2 protein-coding genes are annotated in these 787 nt (G+C 51.2%); both read left to right on the top strand.

The features are described 5' to 3' along the window. A partial coding sequence (locus tag G5149_RS20885; RefSeq protein WP_197724836.1) for a hypothetical protein occupies positions 1 to 75 on the top strand: 75 nt, incomplete at its 5' end. A gap of 111 nt (positions 76 to 186) precedes the next feature. Then, a complete protein-coding gene (gmhB, locus tag G5149_RS20880) occupies positions 187 to 729 on the top strand; it encodes a D-glycero-beta-D-manno-heptose 1,7-bisphosphate 7-phosphatase (protein ID WP_337073313.1) in 543 nt (180 codons plus the stop codon). Positions 730 to 787: the final 58 nt, after the last annotated feature.

Genomic DNA, 787 nt, shown 5'->3' with positions numbered 1-787 from the left:
GACGGCCTGCGTTTCGCTATCCGTGAAGGTGGCCGTACCGTAGGTGCTGGTGTTGTAGCTAAAGTTATCGCTTAATCGATACTTTAAATGCACACATGAAAGGGGTGGCTTCGGCCGCCCCTTTTGTTTTTGGGCTTTATCTGCCCTGTGAGATACTGGGCAAAACCATTGATTGAGGTAGTTTCCGTGAGCAAACCCGCCATTTTTCTGGATCGTGACGGTGTCATCAATGAAGACACTGGCTATGTCAGCCAGGTCGATGACTTCCATTTTCTGCCCGGAGTCATAGACGCCCTGCAGCTCCTCAAAAAGAAAGGCTATCTGCTGGTTGTAGTGACCAACCAGTCAGGGATTGCCCGCGGTTATTTCACCGAAGATGATTTCATGAACCTGACCGAGTGGATGGATTGGTCGCTGGCTGATCGGGATGTGGATCTCGATGGCATCTACTTCTGTCCCCATCATCCGGATCACGGTACCTCCTGTGACTGCCGCAAGCCTGAACCGGGAATGTTGCTGCTCGCTAGGCAGGAACTGAACATCGATATGAGCCGCTCCTATATGGTGGGTGACAAGCCTTCCGATTTGAAAGCAGCCATCAATGCCGGGGTTGGTCACAAAATCATGGTCAGAACCGGTAAGCCGGTCACCGAAGTGGGTAACGCTCTGGCCGATACCATCTATGACAATCTGTATGATTTTGCTATCGCGGTGCCTGCAGTAAGCTGATTTCGCCGGTTTAATATGCTGATTGGTGGCTTTGTGAGCGAACGAACAGCAAAAGCCA

This window comes from Aeromonas sp. 600479, assembly GCF_049175515.1.
In the GTDB taxonomy this organism is placed as follows: Bacteria; Pseudomonadota; Gammaproteobacteria; order Enterobacterales; family Aeromonadaceae; genus Aeromonas; species Aeromonas veronii_A.
Note: the sequence above shows the minus strand (reverse complement) of the source record. Positions and strands in the feature narration are given on the sequence as shown.